Source organism: Pseudomonas sp. lyk4-R2A-10, assembly GCF_030209075.1.
GTDB lineage: Bacteria > Pseudomonadota > Gammaproteobacteria > Pseudomonadales > Pseudomonadaceae > Aquipseudomonas > Aquipseudomonas glycinae.
In genome coordinates this window covers 166,332-182,221 of sequence record NZ_JARVSR010000008.1, presented here as the reverse complement: position 1 = coordinate 182,221, position 15,890 = coordinate 166,332, and the positions used below count along the sequence as shown (strand labels likewise).

Below are 15,890 nucleotides of genomic sequence, written 5' to 3'. Positions count from 1 at the left end.
ATGGGTGCCTGGCTTAGCAATATCTCGCTGAAATACAAATTCTGGGCGGTCAACGCGGTCGCCTTTGTCACCACCCTGTTGCTGGTGCTGTACGCCGTGCAGCTCGAACAACAGGCCCGCAGCCACGCCGCGCAAACCACGGCCCAGGCCCAGGCGCAATTGCTCAAGGCCTGGCCGGTCGGGCAGGCGCTGCCCAAATCCGATCAGGTACTGACGTTTAAACGCGGTGAAGCGCCGCGCCTCAACGATCAACCGCTGCTGGAGATAACCGACAGCAGCGGCTGGATCGAGATCAGTCATTTGCCGTTGTTCGGCGAAAATCCGCTGCTCGGCGCCGAAGTCTTCAGCCGTGCCGATGGCCAGCAGGTCGCCGTGATCGCCTACGCCCCCAGCCTCAGCCAGGTCTTCAGCGAGCGCTTCGCCAACTACGCGGTGGCGGTGTTCATCCTGATGCTGGCGATGCTCGGTGCCTCGCAGCTACTGATCCGCTTTCTGCTCAGCCAGCTCAACACCCTCAAGGACGTGATGCTGCACGTGGAGAAAACCGGCGACCTCGCCGCCCGGGTGCCGCTGGCCTGCAAGGACGAAGTCGGGCAAATGGCCAACGCGTTCAATGCGATGCAGGCCGGTTATCAGCGAGTGGTGACCACCGTGGCCAACACCGCGCGGCAACTCGACGTCGGCGCTGCGCGACTGGCGTCGAGCATGAACGAGGTGCGTCACGGCATGCTTGGCCAGCAGAGTGAAACCGATCAGGCCGCCACGGCGATCAACGAAATGACCGCGACTGTCTACCACATCGCCCAGCACGCCGGCGCCACTCGCGATCTGTCGCAGACCGCCGACGGCCTGGCCGGCAGCGGCCAGCAAGTGGTGAGCCGGGTGCAGACGTCGATTGCCGGCCTGTCCAGCGGCGTGCAGCAGACTGCCGAGATGATCCAGCGTCTGGCCGAGGACAGCCAGAAGATCAACGGTGTGGTCAGCGTGATCCACAGCATCGCCGAACAGACCAATTTGCTGGCACTCAACGCCGCGATCGAAGCGGCGCGTGCCGGGGAAATGGGTCGCGGGTTCGCGGTAGTCGCCGACGAGGTACGCAACCTCGCCAAACGTGTGCAGACCTCCACCGATGAAATCACCACCATGGTCTCGGCGTTGCAGGCTGGCACCCGTGATGCGGTGGACTTCATGCAGGAGAGTTCGTACAAGGCCGACGACTGCGTGCAGCAGGCGCAGGAGGCCGGTGAAGCGCTGGCGGAAATCACCGGAGCGGTAGCGCAAATGCGCGAGAGCAACACGCAAATTGCGGTGGCGGCGGAACAGCAAAGTCAGGTGGCCGAAGAGATGAACCGCGCGGTGGTGAGCATTCGCGACGTGACCGAAAACACTGTGCAACAGACCGTGGATTCGGCGACCACGAGCAATGAACTGGCGACGCTAGCCGGGGAGCTGAACAAGGCGATCGGTCAGTTGAAGCTCTAGGGGGCAACATCGAGATTGGCCATTGTCCCTATCACTTCAATAGCCAACCTTGATTCGCCGCCCTCGCTGCCCGGGCCTATTCTTCAACCATGTACTGAACATGGATCGAGGAGCAGCAACATGGGCAAACGTCACCCCAACCTTCCCGCGTGGCAATGGCGCGCGTACCCGAACAACCATCAGCACCCGACCAATCTGGTGCTGCACCTGATTGCCGTGCCGCTGTTCATCGTCGCGTTTCTGTTGATCGTCTCGGGCGTGTTCAGCCTGAGTCTGGCCAGCGTGGCGATCGGCGTGATCGGCATCATCGCGGCGCTGGGTCTGCAGCGTCACGGCCACAGCCTGGAGGCGCAAGCCTCCGAGCCGTTCAGTGATCGCAAGGACGCCGTCTCGCGTCTGCTGGTCGAGCAGTTCCTGACGTTTCCGCGGTTCTTCCTCAGTGGCGGCTGGTTTCGCGCTTGGCGTGAACGCCATCGCCGGCATTGAGTCAGGCGAAGATCGTCACCGTCTGCCGACTCATGGCAATTAGTTCACCCTTCGCACTCCACAGCTTGGCGGCGACGTGGCCGTAACCGTCGGCGGCATACTCGATGTCCGCCAGGTATTGGCAAAAATCCAGCGTACTCAAATCGCGTAACGGCTGAACGAATTCGATGGTCCAGGTCAGCGTACTGCCCGGTGCCGGTTTCTTCAGGTACGGCAACAGCGCTGGTGGCCAGGCATCGACCAGCGCCAGCAGGTGCGCTTCGTTGACCGACTCTTCCTTCACATCCCCACGCAGGCGCACCCAGCCACCCATCAGCCGCGATTGATTGCCGGTGAACGGCATCCCGCCAACGCTCCAGCGCATCGCCAGATGACGCATGAACTCGGGGGTTACGCCTTTGATGTACGGCAGTTCCTGGCAATCGTCCCAGTGCTTCATTTCCGGCGCGGGATAGGCTTCAACCGCCACTTCCGATGGCCGCGAAGCCCCGAAGCTGCCTTGCACCATCGTCACCACCTGACCGTTCTGCACAGCACGCCCCAGCACCTGGCTGACCGCTTTGCCTTCGCGTAGTACCTCGACTTCAAAACTCACCGGCACTTCGGGCTCGACCGGGCCGACGAAGGTGATCGCCAGCGAACGTACCGGCCGATCGGTCGGAACCTTGGTGCGCATCACTTCAAATTGCAGCGCGGCCACCAGCCCGCCAAAACTGGCCCGGCCCTGGCCCCACTCCGCCGGAATCGTGACCTCCGGTTGACGACGGACAGCATCGATCAGATCGCAAAAGCGCATGGAAACCTCGGACACGAAAAAGGGAATGAGCGGATCTTAACCAGCGCGGCAGAGCGGCGCAGCGTCCATTCCGGTCAAAGAGACTGACAGATAAGACAGCGCTGCCGCGCGCCAGCGGGTTTCAGGACTTGAAGCAGGTCGCGCTGAGTTTTTCCAGCACCCGGTCGGCCTTGATTTCGGCCTTGGCCATGGTCGCCTGCCACGTGGCGACGCAGGGTTGCAGATCCGGCTCCAGTTCAGCGCGGGCCAGCCACTGCCAGCAATCGTGCCAGTCACCGAGAGCGCCTTGTGCGGATTTCAATCGGGGTAATGCGGCTTCCGGCAAACGATCCAGTTCCGGGTAGGCCTCGATGCCGTAACGCACGCGCTTGATCAGCAGACGCAGGCGATGGCGGTCGTGGGCCGGGTCGTGCAGCGCCACGTCGAGGTTTTTCCATTGTTTGCCCAGACGTTTCTCGATGCGTTTGTCCAGGCGCTTGAGTAGTCCCTGGCGCTGGGACGCGCGCAGAAAACGCGGAAAGGCATCGAGGATCATCAGCAGCGACGCCACTTCGGCACTGGCCGCCAGCGTCGGGTACGCCTCGGCCATCTGCACCATGCGGCGCTGCGCGGCTTCGGGCTGATCATGCTTGATCAACCACGCCGCCAGCACCTCGCGGTCGCGCCACGGCGTGGTCAGTTGTCCGACGCTGGCCGCCGCGCTTTCCAACTGTTCGACACCTGGCAAGCCGCGCAACGGTCGCAACAGACTGCGCAAACGCCGTACGGTGGTGCGCAGATCGTGCAACGCTTCTGGGTCGGTCCGCGCGGACAGACGCGCCTGACAGGCCAGCAGCCGCACTTCCAGGCTCAGGACATGAGCCACCAGCCGATCAACCCACGCAGACATCGCTTGCTCCTGAATTCAATGGCTTTGCACGAGTGTGCACTTGCGCAAACGAGGTGCCTTGCGCCACGTCAGCAGCTTAGCGTCCGGCGCGGGATTCGCGAATGTAGAAACGCGCTTTTTCGGCTTTCCTGGTGCAACCTTCGAATCCCTCGAATTGCTGCTGGGTCTTGGCGGCTGTCAGCAACGACAACGCCTTGGAGTAACTGACCGTGCCGGCGAAACCCTCGGCCTTGGCCAGATCCAGTTCATGCCACGCCGCGTCGAGCTGGCTGCCACAGCTGTCGCGATAAGCGGTCTTGCCGGCGCAACCGGCCAATGCCAAAGCAATCAACGGCACACAGATCCAGGCTTTCATCACTCACACCTCAGAGATAGGTCAACAGTCGTGCAGGTAAGACGGTGCGCCAGCGAAAAAGTGCCTTGGGCCCCGCCATTGCGCCGCACTGCAAAAGATAACGCCGACGGGTCATGAAGTATCGAAAAAACGACGCCATCGCCGCCCCGAGCGACCCCGCCGATTGAAGCCCGGCCCTCGATGGGTGCATTGTGCAACCTTGTCGGGAGGAAGTTGGATGAAAAAGCGTGTCGCACTGGTGCTGGGCTCCGGTGGCGCCCGGGGCTATGCCCATATCGGGGTCATTGAAGAGATCGAACGACGGGGCTATGACATCAGTTGTATTGCCGGCTGTTCAATGGGGGCCGTGGTCGGCGGAATCTACGCCGCCGGCAAGCTCGACGAGTACCGCAACTGGATCGAAAGCCTGGATTATCTCGACGTGCTGCGTCTGGTGGACGTCAGCTTCCGCCTCGGTGCGATCCGTGGCGAAAAAGTCTTCGGCCAGATACGCAAGATCGTCGGCGAGATCAACATCGAAGACCTGCGCATTCCCTACACCGCCGTAGCCGCCGACCTCACCAACCAACAGGAAATCTGGTTCCAGGAAGGCTGCCTGCATCAGGCCATGCGAGCTTCGGCGGCGATTCCCAGCCTGTTCACCCCGGTGATGCAGGGCAACCGGATGCTGGTGGACGGCGGCATTCTCAACCCGTTGCCGATCGTGCCGGTGGTGTCGAGCCATTGCGATCTGATCATCGCGGTCAATCTCAACTCGACCAACCAGCGCCATTACAAACTGCCGGTGATCCAGCGTCCTGCCGCGTTCCGTACGCGCTTCGACAGCCTGATCACTTCGCTGGGTTCAAAGATGCCGTTTCGCCGCAAACAGGCCGAGCAACTGCTGATGCTGGAACAGGAAGCGCTGCGTGCCGAAGCGGCGGAGATCAATCCATGGGTCGAAGGCGCCGAACCGGAAGCCCAGCAACCGGCCGCCGCGCCAGAGCGCGACGGCGCACCGAAATCCGCCACCGGATCATTCATCGTCGATAACGTCGGGCCGGCTTCATTGCTTGATCTGATCAACCAGAGTTTCGAGGTGATGCAGACCTCTCTGGCGCAGTACAAGATCGCCGGGTATCCGCCGGACATCCTGATCAACGTGCCGAAGCGGGTGTGCCGGTTCTTCGAGTTCTACAAGGCGCCGGAGCTGATTGCGCTGGGTCGCGAGATTGCCAGGGATACGCTGGATCGCTACGAGAGCGAGCAGAACTGAGGAGCGTGAAGGGCATGAGTCGGCTCCGGGAGCGGGTGTCAGCTCCCGAAGCCAACTGCGGTCCTCGCAGGCGAGTCTCTACAGGTTCCTACCCAAAGCGGTGAACACATGCCCGCTGTCGTTGGTCTGCTCACCCCCGCTCTCCATGTCCTTGGTGTAGTAATTGACTCCGGTCTCGTATGGCGGTGGAGGTGGAGGCTCGGGCTTCTCCGCCGAGCCCGTCGTCGACCAGAACTGTCCGGCCCCCAATGGCCACACACGACCAAAACGCTGATGCAGAACCCTTAAATCTTCAAGAGTGGCCAACCTGACTTGTTCCCGGTTCGCGTCCTGAATCAAGGAGCCCAATCGGCCCGAACCGAAGGCAAAGAAGGCATGTCCGTTGGGGATAAACAAGCGGTAGCTTTTCGACTGACCTCCTGCTTCGGTAACTGTCACAGTAATCGGGTCCCGACCTGCACTCAACGCAACGACAAGGCCGTAACCGTCGACTTTAGCACGTCGGGTATTGCTCACATCGTACGTGTACGGTTTTTCGCCACCCTTAGGCTGTCGCTGATAACACGTATAGGCAGAAGCTTCCGGCATCAAATCGGAATGCGCCTGCAACCAGTGAACTGTCCCCAATATCGAGACATCCGATTCGTCCATTTCAAATCTTTTATCAGTGTCCATAAGCACTCCGATGCGATAGGCCCGCCAGGTTGATCGAACGAATAACCGAACCAATGGCCCTGATCATTCGATAGAGAACTTACAGCTGGCAACTCACGCATCGCACCTGACAGAACTGACAGTCACGATGAACGGTAACCCGGTAAAGAGCACTCAGATCCCATCGGATATTTCGATTGTCGATGGAACCTGATTATCCAACAACCGATACCCCACACCCGCCTCGGTCACGATAAACCGGGGCCGGGTCGGATCGTCTGCCAGCTTCTGCCGCAGATGCCCGACCACGATCCGCAGGTAGTGGCTGTCCTCGGTGTGAGTCGGGCCCCAGATGTCTTTGAGCAATTGCTGCTGGGTGATCACACGCCCCGGATGCCGCGCCAGTTGCGCCAGCACCGCGTACTCCTTGCGAGTCAGGCCGACTTCGACACCGTCGAGCAGCACCCGCCGATACGCCAGATCCACGGTCAGCGGGCCGAAATTCAACGCGGCCTGCTGCGCTTCCCCCGCCGGTGCCTGACGCAACAACGCGCGCACCCGGGCGAGAAATTCCTGAATGCCGAACGGCTTGGTCACGTAGTCATTGGCGCCGCCATCCAGCGCCTGGACTTTCTGCCCTTCGCTGGCGCGCACGGACAGCACCAGCACCGGCGCCGTGGCCCATTCGCGAAACTCGCGCAGTACCTGCTGGCCGTCCATGTCCGGCAGGCCGAGGTCGAGCACCAGCAGGTCCGGTTTGTTCAGCGCCGCCTGGGCCAGGCCCTCGGCGCCGGTGCCGGCCTCCAGCACTTTGTAGCCCTGGGAAGCGAGGCTGATGCGCAGGAACTTGCGGATCTGCGGTTCGTCATCAATGACCAAAATGGTCGCGGTCTGGCTCATGAATTCACATCAACACAAAAGAGTGGCAAGAGAGTAGCGCAGCGCGGATCAGGCTTCACCGTCCATCCCCGGTTGCGTCTGCAACGGCAGGTGCAAGGTGATGCAGGTGCCGCGCCCGTCGATGCCGTCGCCGACACTGATCCGCCCGCCATGGGCGCCGACCATGCCCTGACAGATCGCCAACCCCAGGCCGGTGCCCTGCCCGCCCCGATCCCCTCGGGCGGCGGTGTAGAACATGTCGAAAATCTTCGCTCGCTCATCGACCGGAATCCCCGGCCCTTCATCGCTGACCGAGAAAAACACTTCGCTGTCATCCGCCCCGGCGCGCAATTGCAGACGGCCGTGGGATGGCGAGAAGCGGGCGGCGTTTTCCAGCACGTTCACCAGCGCCTGCTCGATCAGCGCGGCATGCACGAACAGCAGCGGCAATTCGGCCGGAACGTCAATCGCGACCTGCAACGACGACAACACCGCCCGCAGACGATTGAGCGCACTGCCAACGATGTCCGCCGGCGACACCCAGTCCCGCGCCAGCTTCAGGGCGCCGTGGCCGAGACGGGTCATGTCCAGCAGGTTCTGGATGTAGCGGTCGAGACGTTCGGCTTCATCGCGGGTGCCTTCGAGCAACTCGCGGCGATCCTCCAGCGGGATCGCTTCGCCGAGAGCCAGCAGGCTGTCGATGCTGCCGCGCATCGAGGTCAGCGGCGTGCGCAGATCGTGGGACACCGAGGCTAGCAAGGCGCTGCGCAGTTGTTCGGTTTCGCCGTGCAGGCGCGCGGCTTCCAGGTCATCGGCGAGTTGCGCCCGGGCCAATGCTTGAGCCAGCGGCTGACTCAACGCGGTCAGCAAACGACGGCGTTGCCCGCTCAAGGTCTGGCCCTCTTTGGCACAGACACCGAGCAGCGCCAGCGGCCCGTCTTCCACCGACAGCGGCCACCACCACCAGCGCCCGAACGGCAACGTGCCGGTGCCCATGCCTGCCGGTTGATCGTGTTGCCAGGCCCAGTCGGCGGCGGCGCGCTCGGATTCAGTGAATTGCAGCGGGCCGCCGGTTTCGACTTTCCAGCCGCCCTGCCCGTCGCGATTGAGCAGACACAGTTGCAGATCGCTCCAGCCATTGAGGTGCTGCGCGGCGGCGCTGACCACGGCCTGACGGTCAGTGGCGGCAGTGAGTTTGCGCGACAGGTCGAGCAATTCGGTGGTCTCTTCCTGGGTGTCGCGCAACGCCTGCAATTGCCGGCGCTGGCGGGCCGCGAGGTTGCCGGTGAGCGCCGCCATCAACAAGAAGAACAGCAAGGTCAGCACGTCTTCTTCGCGCTGGATGCTGAAGGAGAAATTCGGCGGGATGAACAGAAAGTCATAGGTCAGAAACGACAGCGCCGCACAGGCCAGCGCCGGGCCGAGACTGCTGCGCACCGCCACCAGCAACACCGCCGCCAGAAACACCAGCGAGATGTTCGGCAGCGGCAGCACGCTGGACACCGCCCACGCCAGCGCACTGGCCAATACCGTGGCGACCAGCGCCAGCGCATAGTCGAACCACACCAGCGTCGGTGCTGAACGCGGGCGCGGTTGATGCTGTTGCTGATCGCTGTCCAGCACGTTGATTTCCAGACCGTGGGCCTGACGCAGCAAGCGCGCCGCCAGCCCACCACCGAACAGACGCCTGCGCAGGCGCGGTCGCGACTGGCCGACCAGCACCAGACTTGCCCGCCGTTCAGCGGCATGCTGGATCAGGGTTTTCGCCACCTCACCGGCCCGCAGCAGCACCACTTCGCCGCCGAGGCGTTCGGCCAGTTGCTGGGCGCTTTGCAGGCGCAGGCGCGATTGCTCGTCGCGCACGCTGCCGTTGTCGACGTGCACCAGACTCCACGGCAAATGCCGACGCTGGGCGACCCGGCTGGCATGGCGCACCAGCCGTTCGGCCTGGGCATCGCCGTCGACCCCAACCAGCAAGCGCCCGCGCACCGCTGGCGCCGCCTGACCGAGCTGGCGATAGCCCTGAGCGAGATCGTTATCGACCTGCGCGGCAGCGGTCTGCATCGCCAGTTCGCGCAGCGCCGTGAGGTTGGTCTGGGTGAAAAATGCATCGATCGCCGCCCGCGCCTGTTCCGGCACGTAGACCTTGCCTTCGCGCAAGCGCTCAAGCAGTTCCCGGGGTGGCAGGTCGATCAGCAGCAGTTCGTAGGCTTCTTGCAGTACCCAGTCCGGCAGGGTTTCGCGCACCTGCACGCCGGTAATGCCGCGCACCTGATCGTTGAGACTTTCCAGGTGCTGGACGTTGACCGTGGTGTAGACGTCAATGCCGGCGGCGAGCAGCTCCTGAATGTCCTGCCAGCGTTTCGCGTGACGGCTGCCGGGGGCGTTGCTGTGGGCGAGTTCGTCGACCAGCACCAGTTTCGGCCTGGCGGCGAGCAGGCCGTCGAGGTCCATTTCTTCGAGCGTCACGCCACGGTATTCCGAGCGCACCAGCGGCAGTTGCGGCAGGCCGCCGAGCAGCGCTTCGGTTTCGGCGCGGCCGTGGGTTTCGACCACCCCGGCGATGACTTTCACGCCTTGGCGCAGCTGGCTGTGGGCGGCCTGCAGCATCGCGTAGGTCTTGCCCACGCCTGGCGCTGCGCCGAGAAAAACCTTGAGCCGGCCGCGTCCGTCGCGGGGCAGTTCTGCTAACAGCGCGTCGGCGCGGCCGGAGTCACTCATGCTTGAAGCTCTCTCTTCCTGATGTCATCGCGATTCACAGCTTTTCCAGCGCCATGTTCAACGCCAGCACATTCACCACCGGCGGGCCCACCAGCGGCTGTTCGATGTGCGCGTCGAGCAATTGCTGCAAGGTCGCCACCGGCAGATTGCGCGCTGCCGCAACACGCGCCAGTTGATAGGCAATCGCCGCCGGTGGCAAGTGTGGATCGAGGCCACTGCCGGAGGTGGTCAACAGCGCCAGCGGCACCGGGCCCTGGCCGGGCACCTGTAGCTTGTTGGCGTCATCGATCACCCGAGTGGCCAGCGCCGGATTGCTTGGCGACAGGTTGCTCGCGCTGCTCGACACGGTGGCAAAGGCACCGGCCGATGGACGCGGATGGAACCAGGCATCGCCGACAAAATCCTGAGCGATCAGCGACGAGCCACGCACCTTGCCTTCGGCGTCGCGCACCAGACTGCCGTTGGCCTGCTCGGGGAAGGCAACTTGCGCGACGCCCGTAACTACCAGCGGATAGGCAACGCCGGTGACCAAGGTCATCAGCACCAGCAAGCTCAGGGCCGGACGTAACATTGTGGACATTTCAAAATCCTCGAATTCATGCTTGAAGCGGTGTGCCCGGCACACCGCTGTTCAGGTTCAAACCAGATGCAACGCCGTCAACAGCATGTCGATCGCCTTGATCCCCACGAACGGCACCAGAATCCCGCCCAGGCCATAGATCAGCAGATTGCGACGCAGCAGCGCCGCCGCGCTCGCCGCCTGCACCCGCACACCACGCAGGGCCAACGGAATCAGCACCACGATGATCAAAGCGTTGAACACGATGGCTGACAGGATCGCGCTCTGCGGGCTGCTCAACTGCATGATGTTCAGCACACCCAGTTGCGGGTAGATCGCAGCAAACAGTGCCGGCAGGATCGCAAAGTACTTGGCCACGTCGTTGGCGATGGAAAAGGTCGTCAGCGCACCGCGAGTCACCAGCAATTCCTTGCCGATCTGCACCACGTCCAGCAACTTGGTCGGGTCGCTGTCGAGGTCGACCATGTTGGCCGCCTCACGCGCGGCTTGTGTGCCGTCGTTCATCGCCATGCCGACGTCAGCCTGGGCCAGCGCCGGAGCATCGTTGGCGCCGTCGCCGCACATCGCGACCAGACGACCGTCGTTCTGCTCGTGACGGATACGCGCCAGTTTTTTCTCCGGTGTGGCTTCGGCCAATACATCGTCGACGCCCGCTTCAGCGGCAATCGCGGCAGCGGTCAGCGGGTTGTCGCCAGTCACCATCACCGTGCGAATCCCCAGTTTGCGCAGCTCGGCGAAGCGCTCGCGGATGCCCGGCTTGACCACGTCTTTGAGGTGGATCGCACCAAGCAGTTTGCCGTCGGCGCAGACCAGCAACGGGGTGCCGCCGCTCTGGGCGATCTTGTCGATTTCCCGGGACAGCGCCGGGGCCAGATCCTTGCGTTGCTGACCAAGGAACGCCAGCAGCGAATCCACCGCGCCCTTGCGGAACACACGGCCCTGGTAGTCGACACCGGACAAACGGGTTTCCGCACTGAACGGCACGGCAGTCAGGGTTTCCGGCGAAGGTTCCGGCTGCGGATTGGAGCCGCGCAGGTACTCGACGATGGACTTGCCTTCAGCGGTTTCGTCGGCCAGCGAGGCGAACAGCGCGCCTTCGGCCAGCTCACGGGCGTTCACACCCGGCGCGGCATATACCGCGCTGCAACGACGGTTACCGAAGGTGATGGTGCCGGTCTTGTCCAGCAGCAACACGTGCACGTCACCCGCCGCTTCCACCGCGCGACCGGACTTGGCGATCACGTTCAGGCGCACCAGACGATCCATCCCGGCGATACCGATCGCCGACAGCAGACCGCCGATGGTGGTCGGAATCAGCGTGACCAATAACGCCACCAGGAACACCAGCGGCAGGCTGCCGTTAGCGAAGTGGGCGAACGGTTGCAGGGTCACGACCACCAGCAGGAAGATCAGGGTCAGGCCGATCAGCAGGATGTCCAGTGCCACTTCGTTCGGGGTCTTCTGGCGTTTGGCGCCTTCGACCAGCGCGATCATGCGGTCGAGGGTCGATTCACCAGGATTGGCGGTGATCTTCACCAGCAGCCAGTCGGACACCAGCCGGGTGTTGCCGGTAACGGCGGAACGGTCGCCGCCGGACTCGCGGATCACCGGCGCCGATTCGCCAGTGATCGCTGCTTCGTTGACCGCCGCAATGCCTTCGATGACCTCGCCGTCACCGGGGATCATTTCGCCGGCTTCAACGCGCACCACATCGCCCTTGCGCAGGCTGCTGGCCGGTACGACCTGGAAGCTGCCGTTGGCCAGTTTGCGTCGGGCGCTGAGGCCTTCGCTGCCGGCCTTGAGGCTGTCGGCGCGGGCCTTGCCGCGACCTTCGGCCAGCGCTTCGGCGAAGTTGGCGAACAGCACGGTGAACCACAGCCACAGGGCGATTTGCGCAGCAACGAAGGTCGGCACGCTGCTGTCGGGAATGAAGCACAGCACGGTGGTCAGGATCGCTGTCAGTTCGACCACCAGCATCACTGGCGAGCGCTGCAACTGCCGCGGGTCGAGCTTGACGAACGCTTGCACCAGCGCCGGGCGCCACAGGGCGCTGATCGCGGTTTTCGGAGCTTCAGCCGACTTGGCAGCTGCCGCTGGTTTTGAAGCTGGAACATGCATATTCATGATGGATTCCTTAGAAGCCCATGCTCAGGTGTTCGGCAATCGGGCCGAGCGCCAGGGTCGGCAAGAAGGTCAGGCCGCCCAACAGCAAAATGGTCACGGTCAACAGGGTCACGAACAGCGGGCCGTGGGTCGGGAAGCTGTTCTGGCCAATCGGTGCGGTTTTCTTCATCGCCAGGCTGCCGGCCAGGGCCAGTACCGGGAGGATGTAACCGAAGCGACCGATCAACATGCCAAGGCCGAGCATCAGGTTGTGGAACGCGGTGTTGGCGCCGAAGCCGCCGAACGCCGAACCGTTGTTCGCACTGGCCGAGGTGTAGGCGTAGAGCAACTGACTGAAACCGTGCGGGCCGGGGTTGCTCACCGCCGCCACCGGGCCGGGCAGGCTCGCAGCGATCGCGCCCAGCACCAGCACGCCGACCGGCATCACCAGCAGGGTGACGACCAGCAGCTGCACTTCACGGGCCTGGAGTTTCTTGCCGAGGTATTCCGGGGTGCGGCCGATCATCAGACCGGCAAGGAACACCGCGATCAGCACGTTCAGCAACATGCCGTAGAGCCCCGCGCCGACGCCGCCGAAGATCACTTCGCCGACCATCATGTTGACCAGCGCGACCATGCCGCTGAGCGGGTTGAGGCTGTCATGCATACCGTTGACCGAGCCGTTCGACGCTGCGGTGGTGGTCACCGACCAAAGAACAGTGGCAGTGGTGCCGAAGCGCGCTTCCTTGCCTTCCAGCGGGGCGGCTTGTTCGACGGTGACGTTGTTCAGCGCCGGGTTCGGCTGATATTCGGCCCACAGCGAAGTGGCGCCGCCGATGATGAACAGCGCGAGCATGCAGCCGATGATGGCGCGGCTCTGACGCAGATCCTTCACGTAGTGGCCGAAGGTGAACACCAGCGCCACCGGGATCAGGATGATCGACGCAACTTCGAACAGGTTGCTCCAGGCGGTCGGGTTCTCGAACGGATGCGCCGAGTTGACGCCGAAGAAGCCACCACCGTTGGTGCCCAGTTGCTTGATCGCAATCTGGCTGGCAGCCGGGCCGAGCGGGATCACTTGATCAACACCCTGCATCGTCACTGCATTCACATATTGAGCGAAGGTTTGCGGCACGCCCTGCCACACCAGGTACAGCGCCAGCAGCAGACACAGCGGCAGCAGGCCGTAGAGGGTGGCGCGGGTCATGTCGACCCAGAAGTTGCCGAGGGTTTTGGTGGACTTGCGCCCGATGCCACGGCACAGGGCAACCAGCACGGCGAGGCCGGTGGCGGCGCTGACAAAGTTCTGTACGGTGAGGCCGACCATCTGGCTCAGGTAGCTGAGCGACGCTTCGCCGCTGTAGGCCTGCCAGTTGGTGTTGGTCATGAAACTGACGGCGGTGTTGAACGCGAGGGTCCACTCCTGACCCGGCAGGTTTTGCGGGTTCAGCGGCAGGTGATCCTGAAACAGCAGGATCGCGAACAGCAGCAGAAAACCGGCGAGGTTGAATGCCAGCAGCGCCAGCGTGTACTTCTGCCAGCTCTGTTCGTCCTGCGGATTGACCCCGGCGATGCGGTAACAGCCGCGCTCCACCGGGCCGAGAATCGGCGTCAGCCAGGTGCTCTGGCCCTCCATCACCTTGTAGTAGAAGCGCCCGAGGAACGGCGCCGGCAGCAAGACCACCGCGAAGAAAGCGAGGATCAGCCAATAGTCATAACTGTGCATAGCCGCTCCTAAGTCCGATCCGCGCGCAACAGCGCAACCAACAGATAAATGAACAGCCCCACTGCCAATAGCAGTGACACCCCGTCCAGAACGCTCATGGAAGATCTCCGTGTTACGGCGTATTGCCGCGTGTGGAGGCATTGTCGAAAAGGAGGCTGTAAAGGAACGAGAGCGAGGGTGCGCGCGGGGCATAAAGAAAGCGTAAAGAGTGGGTTTACGCGGGCGTTACAGGTGAGTTTTGCGTCGTGTGGACGGGCCTCTTCGCGAGCAGGCTCGCTCCCACAATTTGAAATGCGCGCGTCCAGGCACCGCTGACACCTGTGGGAGCGGGCTTGCCCGCGAAGACGGCAGCACTGACAACATCGCACCCAACTGGCGCACAACAATGCAGCCATCAAGCCGCGAACATCCCCGATACGACAGCTTTCAGCTCTTTACGACCCGCCAATACAAAATGGCACGCCCACTGCACACGCCCTTCCCCGAGCTTTCCAAACCGTTCAGGGAGCAAACACATGAACACACAACTCAAACCCACGCTGGGCACCTTGCACCTGTGGGGCATCGCGGTGGGGCTGGTGATTTCCGGGGAGTACTTCGGCTGGAGTTACGGCTGGGGCGTCGCGGGAACCCTGGGTTTCCTGGTGACCTCGTTCATGGTCGCGACCATGTACACCTGCTTCATTTTCAGCTTTACCGAACTGACCACGGCGATCCCCCACGCGGGCGGGCCGTTTGCCTACAGTCGCCGGGCTTTCGGTGAAAAAGGTGGATTGATTGCCGGACTGGCGACACTGATCGAATTCGTCTTCGCCCCGCCGGCGATTGCCTTGGCGATTGGTGCGTATCTGAACGTGCAGTTTCCGGCCCTCGACCCGAAACATGCGGCGGTCGGCGCTTACATCGTGTTCATGGGTCTGAACATTCTTGGCGTGAAACTGGCCGCAACGTTCGAGTTGATCGTCTGCATCCTGGCCGTTGCCGAATTGCTGGTGTTCATGGGCGTCGTCGCCCCGGCCTTCAGCTTCAGCAACTTCGCCCTCAACGGCTGGGCCGGTTCGGACGTCTTTGGTGCTCCGGCGATCGCCGGGATGTTCGCGGCGATTCCGTTTGCGATCTGGTTTTTCCTCGCCATCGAAGGCGCCGCCATGGCCGCCGAAGAAGCCAAGGACCCGAAACGCACGATTCCCAAGGCCTACATCAGCGGCATTCTGACCTTGGTGTTGCTGGCCATGGGCGTGATGTTCTTCGCCGGTGGCGTCGGTGACTGGCGCACCCTGTCGAACATCAACGACCCGCTGCCTCAGGCAATGAAAACCGTGGTCGGTGACAACTCCGGCTGGCTGCACATGCTGGTCTGGATCGGTCTGTTCGGGCTGGTGGCGAGTTTCCACGGGATCATTCTTGGCTACTCGCGGCAATTCTTCGCCCTCGCACGCGCCGGTTACCTGCCCGCCTCGCTGGCGAAACTGTCGCGCTTCCAGACTCCGCACCGCGCCATCATCGCCGGCGGCGTGATCGGCATCGCGGCGATCTACAGCGACGGCCTGATCAACCTCGGCGGCATGACCCTCACCGCCGCGATGATCACCATGGCGGTGTTCGGGGCGATCGTGATGTACATCATGAGCATGCTCAGTCTGTTCAAACTGCGCAAATCCGAACCGAATCTGGAGCGCACCTTCCGCGCGCCGTGCTATCCGCTGATCCCGCTGATTGCATTGGTGCTGGCCGTGGTGTGTCTGGTGGCGATGGCCTGGTTCAATGCGCTGATCGGGCTGATCTTCCTCGGCTTCATGGCGGTCGGTTTCGGCTACTTCCTGTTGACCGGCCAATTGCGCGCCAACGCCCCGGCAGACGCCATGCTCACCGGACTGTAAACCGCGAAGGGCATAACCGGCCTAGAATGGAACCACTGCGAATGCACTTCGCTCAAAGTGGTATGCAGCGTTGCACGGCGAAAC

General features: G+C 62.8%; 14 protein-coding genes. 4 read left to right on the top strand and 10 right to left on the bottom strand.

The window, feature by feature from the left end; all coding sequences use genetic code 11:
• Positions 1-1,482 carry a methyl-accepting chemotaxis protein gene (locus tag QRN46_RS12345; RefSeq protein WP_285354887.1) on the top strand — a complete coding sequence of 494 codons (1,482 nt, stop codon included), beginning with the start codon at positions 1-3 and terminating at the stop codon, positions 1,480-1,482.
• A gap of 120 nt (positions 1,483-1,602) precedes the next feature.
• A complete protein-coding gene (locus QRN46_RS12340) occupies positions 1,603-1,968 on the top strand; it encodes an Mpo1-like protein (protein WP_007950951.1) in 366 nt (121 codons plus the stop codon).
• 1 nt (position 1,969) lies between these two features.
• Here QRN46_RS12340 and QRN46_RS12335 read toward each other — a convergent pair whose 3' ends face one another.
• The 3 genes from QRN46_RS12335 to QRN46_RS12325 form a co-directional block, all read right to left on the bottom strand.
• Positions 1,970-2,764 carry an acyl-CoA thioesterase gene (locus QRN46_RS12335; protein WP_011335321.1) on the bottom strand — a complete coding sequence of 265 codons (795 nt, stop codon included), beginning with the start codon at positions 2,762-2,764 and terminating at the stop codon, positions 1,970-1,972.
• Between the two features lie 121 nt (positions 2,765-2,885).
• Positions 2,886-3,653, bottom strand: coding sequence for a CHAD domain-containing protein (locus QRN46_RS12330; protein WP_011335322.1), 768 nt, complete (start codon positions 3,651-3,653; stop codon positions 2,886-2,888).
• 76 nt (positions 3,654-3,729) lie between these two features.
• Positions 3,730-4,008, bottom strand: coding sequence for a hypothetical protein (locus QRN46_RS12325; protein ID WP_201815737.1), 279 nt, complete (start codon positions 4,006-4,008; stop codon positions 3,730-3,732).
• 217 nt (positions 4,009-4,225) lie between these two features.
• Between QRN46_RS12325 and QRN46_RS12320 the strand changes: the two genes are divergently transcribed.
• Positions 4,226-5,263, top strand: a complete 1,038-nt coding sequence (locus tag QRN46_RS12320) for a patatin-like phospholipase family protein (protein WP_064383337.1) — start codon at positions 4,226-4,228, stop codon at positions 5,261-5,263.
• A 78-nt stretch (positions 5,264-5,341) separates the two neighbouring features.
• On the opposite strand, the gene QRN46_RS12315 is transcribed toward QRN46_RS12320, so the two are convergent.
• The 7 genes from QRN46_RS12315 to kdpF form a co-directional block, all read right to left on the bottom strand.
• Entirely contained in the window at positions 5,342-5,938 is a 597-nt protein-coding gene (locus QRN46_RS12315) for an Ig-like domain-containing protein (RefSeq protein ID WP_201815738.1), read from the bottom strand.
• A gap of 153 nt (positions 5,939-6,091) precedes the next feature.
• The gene (locus tag QRN46_RS12310) at positions 6,092-6,817 is read right to left on the bottom strand and encodes a response regulator (RefSeq protein WP_011335326.1); all 726 of its coding nucleotides are present in this window, start codon (positions 6,815-6,817) and stop codon (positions 6,092-6,094) included.
• Positions 6,818-6,865: 48 nt separating this feature from the next.
• The gene (locus QRN46_RS12305; RefSeq protein WP_201815739.1) at positions 6,866-9,517 is read right to left on the bottom strand and encodes a DUF4118 domain-containing protein; all 2,652 of its coding nucleotides are present in this window, start codon (positions 9,515-9,517) and stop codon (positions 6,866-6,868) included.
• A gap of 34 nt (positions 9,518-9,551) precedes the next feature.
• Complete coding sequence (gene kdpC, locus QRN46_RS12300) at positions 9,552-10,097, bottom strand: potassium-transporting ATPase subunit KdpC (protein WP_011335328.1); 546 nt, start codon at positions 10,095-10,097, stop codon at positions 9,552-9,554.
• Between the two features lie 57 nt (positions 10,098-10,154).
• Complete coding sequence (gene kdpB, locus QRN46_RS12295; RefSeq protein WP_011335329.1) at positions 10,155-12,221, bottom strand: potassium-transporting ATPase subunit KdpB; 2,067 nt, start codon at positions 12,219-12,221, stop codon at positions 10,155-10,157.
• 10 nt (positions 12,222-12,231) lie between these two features.
• Positions 12,232-13,926 carry a potassium-transporting ATPase subunit KdpA gene (kdpA, locus tag QRN46_RS12290; RefSeq protein WP_011335330.1) on the bottom strand — a complete coding sequence of 565 codons (1,695 nt, stop codon included), beginning with the start codon at positions 13,924-13,926 and terminating at the stop codon, positions 12,232-12,234.
• A gap of 8 nt (positions 13,927-13,934) precedes the next feature.
• Positions 13,935-14,024 carry a K(+)-transporting ATPase subunit F gene (gene kdpF, locus QRN46_RS12285; RefSeq protein WP_007950940.1) on the bottom strand — a complete coding sequence of 30 codons (90 nt, stop codon included), beginning with the start codon at positions 14,022-14,024 and terminating at the stop codon, positions 13,935-13,937.
• Positions 14,025-14,441: 417 nt separating this feature from the next.
• Here kdpF and eat point away from each other — a divergent pair, with 417 nt between their 5' ends.
• Positions 14,442-15,806 carry an ethanolamine permease gene (gene eat / locus QRN46_RS12280; protein WP_011335331.1) on the top strand — a complete coding sequence of 455 codons (1,365 nt, stop codon included), beginning with the start codon at positions 14,442-14,444 and terminating at the stop codon, positions 15,804-15,806.
• Positions 15,807-15,890 lie beyond the last annotated feature (84 nt).

Coding starts and splice junctions, on each gene's coding strand:
- QRN46_RS12325 (WP_201815737.1), bottom strand. CDS start 4,008: ATGAAAGCCTGGATCTGTGTGCCGTTGATTGCTTTGGCATTGGCCGGT.
- QRN46_RS12320 (WP_064383337.1), top strand. CDS start 4,226: ATGAAAAAGCGTGTCGCACTGGTGCTGGGCTCCGGTGGCGCCCGGGGC.
- kdpC (WP_011335328.1), bottom strand. CDS start 10,097: ATGTCCACAATGTTACGTCCGGCCCTGAGCTTGCTGGTGCTGATGACC.
- QRN46_RS12345 (WP_285354887.1), top strand. CDS start 1: ATGGGTGCCTGGCTTAGCAATATCTCGCTGAAATACAAATTCTGGGCG.
- QRN46_RS12340 (WP_007950951.1), top strand. CDS start 1,603: ATGGGCAAACGTCACCCCAACCTTCCCGCGTGGCAATGGCGCGCGTAC.
- QRN46_RS12310 (WP_011335326.1), bottom strand. CDS start 6,817: ATGAGCCAGACCGCGACCATTTTGGTCATTGATGACGAACCGCAGATC.
- QRN46_RS12305 (WP_201815739.1), bottom strand. CDS start 9,517: ATGAGTGACTCCGGCCGCGCCGACGCGCTGTTAGCAGAACTGCCCCGC.
- eat (WP_011335331.1), top strand. CDS start 14,442: ATGAACACACAACTCAAACCCACGCTGGGCACCTTGCACCTGTGGGGC.
- kdpA (WP_011335330.1), bottom strand. CDS start 13,926: ATGCACAGTTATGACTATTGGCTGATCCTCGCTTTCTTCGCGGTGGTC.
- kdpF (WP_007950940.1), bottom strand. CDS start 14,024: ATGAGCGTTCTGGACGGGGTGTCACTGCTATTGGCAGTGGGGCTGTTC.
- QRN46_RS12335 (WP_011335321.1), bottom strand. CDS start 2,764: ATGCGCTTTTGCGATCTGATCGATGCTGTCCGTCGTCAACCGGAGGTC.
- QRN46_RS12330 (WP_011335322.1), bottom strand. CDS start 3,653: ATGTCTGCGTGGGTTGATCGGCTGGTGGCTCATGTCCTGAGCCTGGAA.
- QRN46_RS12315 (WP_201815738.1), bottom strand. CDS start 5,938: ATGGACACTGATAAAAGATTTGAAATGGACGAATCGGATGTCTCGATA.
- kdpB (WP_011335329.1), bottom strand. CDS start 12,221: ATGAATATGCATGTTCCAGCTTCAAAACCAGCGGCAGCTGCCAAGTCG.